The sequence below is a fragment of the Cupriavidus sp. UME77 genome (assembly GCF_014170355.1).
In the GTDB taxonomy this organism is placed as follows: Bacteria; Pseudomonadota; Gammaproteobacteria; order Burkholderiales; family Burkholderiaceae; genus Cupriavidus; species Cupriavidus basilensis.
In genome coordinates this window covers 20961-27649 of record NZ_LZZU01000052.1, presented here as the reverse complement: position 1 = coordinate 27649, position 6689 = coordinate 20961, and the positions used below count along the sequence as shown (strand labels likewise).

Genomic DNA, 6689 nt, shown 5'->3' with positions numbered 1-6689 from the left:
AGTGCCTCCGCCCGCCGCTCAAGCCACTCAAGCCGCACAGCCTGCGCCTGTACCGGCCAGCCCGCCCGCCACGGCGAACGCGCAGCCCGTGCGCCCGCCGCCCGCCGAGGCACAGGCCAAGGCCGCGCCACGCGAGCCGGACCGGCTAGCGGAACAGCGTGCACCTGAACCCAGGGAAAACGCAGCAGGCATGGCAGGCTCGCTCTCTGCCGGAGCGCCTCCCGCCGCAGCGGCAGCGGTACGTGCCCCGGCACCCATGGCATCCATGGCGCCGATCGCGCCGATGGCGGCCATTGCGCCGCCAGCCCCCATCGCCCCACCAGCGCCAGCGCCAACCATCGATGCACCCAGGTTGGCGCTGCGTGCCGGCCCATCGCAGCAGGCCGATGCGGCACGCGCACCCGCGCCTGCCGCACGCACGCAAAGAGCGGGAACGTTGACGATGAGCTTGCGGGAAGAACCTCAGCTAGCCGTGGAGCGCTTGCTGTCCGCCCCGACAGGGGCGGAGCCCGCCGCCGGGGCGCAGCTGGCGCTGCGTGTCACGGCGTCGGCGCCGGCCAGCCCCGAGGTCAGGGCGTGGGTCGAGCGGCTATGGCAGGCGGTGCCGGCGCAATACCGGCCGCCGCTGCCCTATGCGGTGCAGGCCGACAGCACGTTGCCGCCAGCCACCGTGCGCATCGAGCGCCAGGCCGACAGCGCACCCTGGTAGGCACAGGGGACGAAGCTGGACGCGCTCAGTCCTGCGCCACCTCGCCCACGCCACCACCGAGCGAGTTGATTACCGCCAGCAACTGCTCGCGCAGCCAGCGATTGGCGCCATCGTTCTCGCCGCCGGCATGCCAGTAAAGGTGCAGTTCCAGCGTAGGCACCTTGAAGGGCAGCGAGAGCAGGCGGTTGGCATACGGCTCGTTGGCGATGCGCGCGTAGCGCAGTGGCAGCGTGGCCAGCAAGTCGGTGCAGCTCACCACCCGGCAGGCCGCGGCGTAATGCTGGCAGCGCAACCGCACCCGGCGCGTCAGGCCCATGCGGTGCAGCGCCTGGTCTTCCAGGCCGGCCCCGCGCCGGCGGGACGACACATGCACATGCTCGGCGGCCAGGTAGCGCTCCAGCGTCAGCTCCTTCTTCATGAGCGGATGGTCGCGGCGGGCCAGCACCACCATCGGGTCGGCCATGAAGGGCGTGTGATGGATGGCCGGCGACACCGGCAGCAGGATATCGATGGCGGCGTCGAGCGTGCCGGCCAGCAGTTCCGACTCCATCTCGCGCCGGTCGAAGCGGATCGCCGCGATCTCCACCTGCGGCGCCATCGCGGTCACGCGTGCCATCAGGGGCGGCAGCAGGGTGGACTCCAGCGCATCGCGCATGCCGATGGTGAAGCGGCGCACCGTGGCCGCCGGATCGAAATGCGGCGTGTCCTGCAAGGTGCGGGCAAAGGATTGCAGGGCCGTGCGCACCTCGGCGGCCAGCGAGCGCGCCAGCGGCGTGGGCGCCATGCCCTGCCCCCGCCGCTCGAATAGCGGGTCGTCAAACAAGAGGCGCATGCGCCCCAGCGCGTGGCTGACCGCGGGCTGGGTCAGGTTAAGCTGGCGGGCGGCGGCCGTGATGCTGCCTTCGCTATAGATAGCGTCGAACACCACGAAGAGATTCAGGTCGATGCGGGATAGCTGCATGACGGGCATTCTGGCATGGAATGCATGGTATTGATACTGGCAAATCCAGAAAATTCATTTTTCTAATTACCTGGATTGCGGTACAGTCCTCTCCAGTCGGCGCAAACCGCGTCCGCCGGTGCCGCAAACGGCCCACCGCAACCCGCGGCGGCCCAACCGATACCGGCCTCATTCAGAGGTGGAGGAGACAACATGCAATTCGAGTACACCCCCAAGGTCAAGGAAATGCAGGCTCGCCTGCTGGCCTTCTTCGACAAGCACATCTATCCGAACGAGAAGCGCTTCTACGCCGAGATCCAGGCCAACCGCCAGGCCGGCAACGCGTGGGTCCCGACCAAGGTGATCGAGGAACTCAAGCCGCTGGCGCGCGAAGCCGGCCTGTGGAACCTGTTCCTGCCCCACTCCAAGCGTGCCCCGGAAGGCCTGTCCAACCTGGAATACGCACCGCTGTGCGAGATCATGGGCCGGGTGCCCTGGTCGGCCGAAGTCTTCAACTGCGCGGCGCCCGACACCGGCAACATGGAGACGCTGGAGCGCTACGCGTCGGAAGAACTCAAGGACAAGTGGCTTGAGCCGCTGCTGCGCGGCGAGATCCGCTCGGCCTTCCTGATGACCGAGCCGGCCGTGGCTTCGTCGGACGCCACCAACATCTGCTGCAGCATCCGCCGCGATGGCGACGAATACGTGATCAACGGCACCAAGTGGTGGTCGTCGGGCGCGGGCGACCCCCGTTGCGAAGTCTATATCGTGATGGGCAAGACCGATCCGGAAGCTGGCCGCCATGAGCAGCAATCGATGATCGTGGTGCCGGCCGACACCGCAGGCATCACCATCAAGCGCTTCCTGCCGGTGTTCGGCTACGACGACGCGCCGCACGGCCACATGGAGATCGAGCTCAAGGATGTGCGCGTGCCGGCAGCCAACATCCTGCTGGGCGAAGGCCGCGGCTTCGAGATCGCCCAGGGCCGCCTCGGCCCGGGCCGCATCCACCACTGCATGCGCAGCATCGGCGTGGCCGAGCGCGCGCTGGAACTGCTGTGCAAGCGCGCCCTGTCGCGCGTCGCCTTCGGCAAGCCGGTGGCCGCCCAGGGCGTGACGCGCGAGCGCATCGCCGAAGCCCGCTGCGAAATCGAAATGGCGCGCCTGCTGACGCTCAAGGCCGCCTACATGATGGACACCGCCGGCAACAAGGTGGCCAAGGCCGAGATCGCCATGATCAAGGTCGTCGCCCCCAACATGGCGCTGAAGGTAATCGACTGGGCCATCCAGGTACACGGCGCCGCTGGCGTCTCGGACGAATTCCCGCTGGCCAACTGGTGGGCGCACCAGCGCACCCTGCGCCTGGCCGACGGCCCCGACGAGGTGCACCGCAACGCCATCGCCAAGCTGGAGCTGGCCAAGCACATGGGCGTGAGCTCGGACGACATCAGCATGCCGGTGGCACGCGGCTTCTGAGCCGCAACGTTCCGCAAGCCGCCACAGCCGGCCACGACGGGCCTCACCGCCGGCCCTGCTGGCAACATGGAAAACGCGCAGCCAGTCTGCGCGTTTTTTTCTTCTGTGCTTAAATCGCGCGGTTCGCCACGCGAGTGGTTGATGTGGCGATTCACCGTTTGCACGATCGCAGCCAGGAGCCCTTCCCGATGATCGACGTCTACAGCTGGCCCACGCCCAACGGCCACAAAATCCACATCATGCTCGAGGAGTGCGGCCTCGCGTACAAGGTCCACCCCATCAATATTGGCGCCGGCGACCAGTTCGGCGAAGACTTCCTCAAGATCAGCCCGAACAACAAGATCCCGGCCATCGTCGACCCCGATGGCCCGGACGGCAAACCCATCTCGCTGTTCGAGTCCGGCGCCATCCTGCTTTACCTCGCCGGCAAGACCGGCAAGTTCCTGCCCGAGGACGTGCGCGGCAAGTACGACGCGCTGCAATGGCTGATGTTCCAGATGGGCGGCGTCGGCCCGATGCTTGGCCAGGCGCACCATTTCCGCATGTATGCGCCACAGCAGATCGAGTACGCCATCAACCGCTACACCAACGAGGCCAAGCGCTTGTACGGCGTCATCGACAAGCAATTGTCGGAACACGCCTGGCTGGCCGGCAGCGAATACTCCGTGGCGGATATCGCCACCTTCCCGTGGCTGCGCAGCTGGCAGAACCAGGGGGTGGAGCTGGACGACTATCCGCACCTCAAGCGCTGGTTCCTTGAGATCGCCGAGCGGCCCGCCGTGCAGCGCGGCGTCGCGCTGCTGGCGCGGGAACGCAAGCCGCTGAGCGGCGACAAGGAACGGGAAATCCTGTTCGGCGCCACGCAGTACCAGCGCCGCTGAGCGGCCCGCCGGCGCGGCCATGGCGCCCGGCGGTCAATGCAGGGAAACCACCTGCATCTCGCCAGCGCCGGCCACGCGCGCCGGTGCCTGCAGGCAGCACAACAGGCTCGCCACGGGATGCAGCGCCTCGATCCGGTACGCCTCACCGGGATCCGGAGCGAAGACCATGCCGGGCTGCAGGTACGCCACCTGCCGCTCGATATGCGGCCAAGGCGAATGCCACTGCAGGCAGAGCGTGCCCGCATGGCAGGCCGCCCAGTTCAGCCCGGCCGCGCGCAGGCGCAGCGCCCATTCAGGCTCGCCCTCGCCCAGCGAGACAAAGGCCGCATTGGCGCGCGGTGCGCCATCCGCCCCACCGTGCCGTGCGCCATCGGCCTGCCAGAGATCCGCCTGGCCCACCGCAAAGGCATCGTAGCTGGTGGTCATGCCAGCTCCCACCAGCCCGACGGCATTCGGGTCCAGGATCGCACGCATCAATACCGTGTCCTGCAGCACCGCCAGATGCACGCGCTCGGCCTGGCGCAGCGCATACACGCCACCCACCGACACCAGCACCGGCTCGCCGCCTACCGGGGTCAGCTTGATCGTGCCGTGCAGGCAAGCCCACCACTCGGCGCGCGTGGTGACAATGCCGGACTGCATTGCGCCTTGCCGCAAAAAGATGTAGTCCCCACTGCTGCCCAGGCCGGCAGCTTCCGGCACCACCCTCACCTGCAGGCCCACGCGCAACTGCGACGCGGTTCCGCCTGGCAGGATTTCGCCGCGCATCTGCGCGTCGAACAACGAAAAAATACGCATGGCACCCACTCTCCACGAAATGGAAAAATACAGCGCCGCGCTTCCCCGGGGATTGGAGTACCCCTATACCAAGGTCGTGATCCTTTTTTTGGCCTGGTGCCTCGCCGCCTTGACAAGATGCCGAGGCGGGGCGCCTCGTTCCTTGTCGCTGCAAAGCCCATTCGTAACACTTGGACAAGGTTTTACCCATCGCCGACGGGCATCATCCGCAGGTTGTCGGCAACGTGTTGGCGCCGCATTCCGTCTGGCACGCAACGACGTGCGGATACCGACGTGCGGATACACGGCTACACGGCTACACGGCTACATGCGGCTATTTGCTACGAGTGTCAGGCCAGTGACCTATAGTGCGTACTACTATAAGGCGTCGCTACAAAGAGGTCAAACCCTTAGCCTCGATCCGTTCTCAATCACGTACAGAGCCATGGTCGCCGATCCCCTCAAGCTCTTCGGGCTGCACCTTGCCGAGCTGCGCAAACAGCGCGGCTGGTCACAGGAAAAGCTCGCGCTCGAAAGCGGCATGGCGCGCTCCTACCTCAGCGGTATCGAGCGCGGCGTGCGCAATGTCTCCCTGATCAATATCTGCGCGCTGGCCGGCACGCTGGGCGTGGACGCCAGCGAGATGCTCAACTTCAGCGAGGCCGACAGCGGCGGCCGCGGCGGCGCGCTCGTGCTGGAACAACGCTGCGCCGAGTTCAACATCACGCCGGCACAGCGTGTCACGGTGCGCCACATGGCCTTGATGACCGATGCAGAGCAGGACGTGATCGCATCGGTGGCGCGCACGATCGCCGTCAGGGCCATACAGGCCTGACGGCGCCGGATTCAGCTGGCGCTGGCGGGCTCGTCCACTGCCAGCAATTCGGCAAAGCGCGCTGCGTCGAGATTGGACCCGCACACGATCAGCGCGACCTTCTTGCCCGCCAGCGTCTGGCGCAGGGGCCCCAGCAGCGCGGCAGTGGACACCGCGGTAGCCGGCTCCGTGGCCAGCTTCATGTCGCGATAGAGGATGCGCATGGCCGCGCGTATCGCCTCGTCGGAAACGCGCACCATGCCGTCGACAAACTGGCGGCACACGCCGTAGCTGTAGTCCAGCGCGTAAGGCGCGCCCAGGCTGTCGGCCACCGTCGTGACGCGCTCCAGCGTTTGCGGCCGCCCGGCCTCGAAGCTGCGGTTCATGGCATCGGCGCCTTCCGGCTCGACCCCATAGACCCGGCAAGCCGGATTGATCTGCTTGACCGCCGCGGCGATACCGCCGCACAGGCCGCCACCGCCCACCGGCACCACCACCGCATCCAGCCCGGCCACCTGGCGCATCAGCTCAAGCCCGACCGTTGCGGTGCCCTGCGCGATCAGCGGGCCGTCGTAGGGGTGCACCATGGTGCGGCCTTCGTCGGCCACCAGCTGCAGCGCGTGGTCAAAGGCGGCATGCACGTCGGGCAGCAACAGCACCTCGGCACCCGCCTCACGGCAGGCCGCCACGCGCGCGGGGCTGGCGGTGGCCGGCATGGCCAGCTTGGCGCCGACGCCGGCCACCTTGGCCGCATAGGCCACCGCCATGGCATGGTTGCCGGCGCTGGCCGCCACCACACCGCGCGCCCGCGCAGATGCATCCATATGCTCGATGCTGTTGAGCGCGCCACGTACCTTGAAGGTGCCGGTGATCTGGAACAGTTCCAGCTTGAGCCAGACCTGCGTGCCGGCATCGAGTTGCAGGGCTGCCCCGGTCTGCCAGCGCCACACGGGCGTCTCCAGCACCTTGCCTTGCAGGCGCCGCGCGGTGCTCTGGATTTCGGTCAGCAAGGGATAGCGGGCGTGCGCGCGCAGGTCGGAAAGATCGGACATCGGGTGTTCTCCATCGAATCGGTTGGTCGCGTGCAGGCCC

General features: G+C 67.4%; 6 protein-coding genes and 1 pseudogene. 4 read left to right on the top strand and 3 right to left on the bottom strand.

Going from position 1 to position 6689, the window contains the following annotated elements; genetic code table 11:
- Positions 1 to 709: pseudogene (locus A9975_RS21300) on the top strand (hypothetical protein); the annotation flags it as partial.
- A 25-nt stretch (positions 710 to 734) separates the two neighbouring features.
- Here A9975_RS21300 and A9975_RS21295 read toward each other — a convergent pair.
- Complete coding sequence (locus A9975_RS21295) at positions 735 to 1670, bottom strand: LysR family transcriptional regulator (protein WP_174422885.1); 936 nt, start codon at positions 1668 to 1670, stop codon at positions 735 to 737.
- A gap of 192 nt (positions 1671 to 1862) precedes the next feature.
- Here A9975_RS21295 and A9975_RS21290 point away from each other — a divergent pair, with 192 nt between their 5' ends.
- Both A9975_RS21290 and A9975_RS21285 read left to right on the top strand, forming a co-directional pair.
- On the top strand, positions 1863 to 3125 hold the full coding sequence (locus tag A9975_RS21290; protein ID WP_183034543.1) for an acyl-CoA dehydrogenase family protein: 1263 nt from the start codon (positions 1863 to 1865) through the stop codon (positions 3123 to 3125).
- Positions 3126 to 3313: 188 nt separating this feature from the next.
- On the top strand, positions 3314 to 4006 hold the full coding sequence (locus tag A9975_RS21285) for a glutathione binding-like protein (protein WP_183034542.1): 693 nt from the start codon (positions 3314 to 3316) through the stop codon (positions 4004 to 4006).
- A gap of 33 nt (positions 4007 to 4039) precedes the next feature.
- On the opposite strand, the gene A9975_RS21280 is transcribed toward A9975_RS21285, so the two are convergent.
- Complete coding sequence (locus tag A9975_RS21280; RefSeq protein WP_183034541.1) at positions 4040 to 4804, bottom strand: hypothetical protein; 765 nt, start codon at positions 4802 to 4804, stop codon at positions 4040 to 4042.
- Between the two features lie 424 nt (positions 4805 to 5228).
- Between A9975_RS21280 and A9975_RS21275 the strand changes: the two genes are divergently transcribed.
- Positions 5229 to 5618 (top strand): helix-turn-helix domain-containing protein, encoded by a 390-nt coding sequence (locus A9975_RS21275; protein WP_183034540.1) that lies wholly within the window; start codon positions 5229 to 5231, stop codon positions 5616 to 5618.
- 11 nt (positions 5619 to 5629) lie between these two features.
- On the opposite strand, the gene A9975_RS21270 is transcribed toward A9975_RS21275, so the two are convergent.
- A complete protein-coding gene (locus A9975_RS21270) occupies positions 5630 to 6649 on the bottom strand; it encodes a threonine/serine dehydratase (RefSeq protein WP_183034539.1) in 1020 nt (339 codons plus the stop codon).
- Positions 6650 to 6689: the final 40 nt, after the last annotated feature.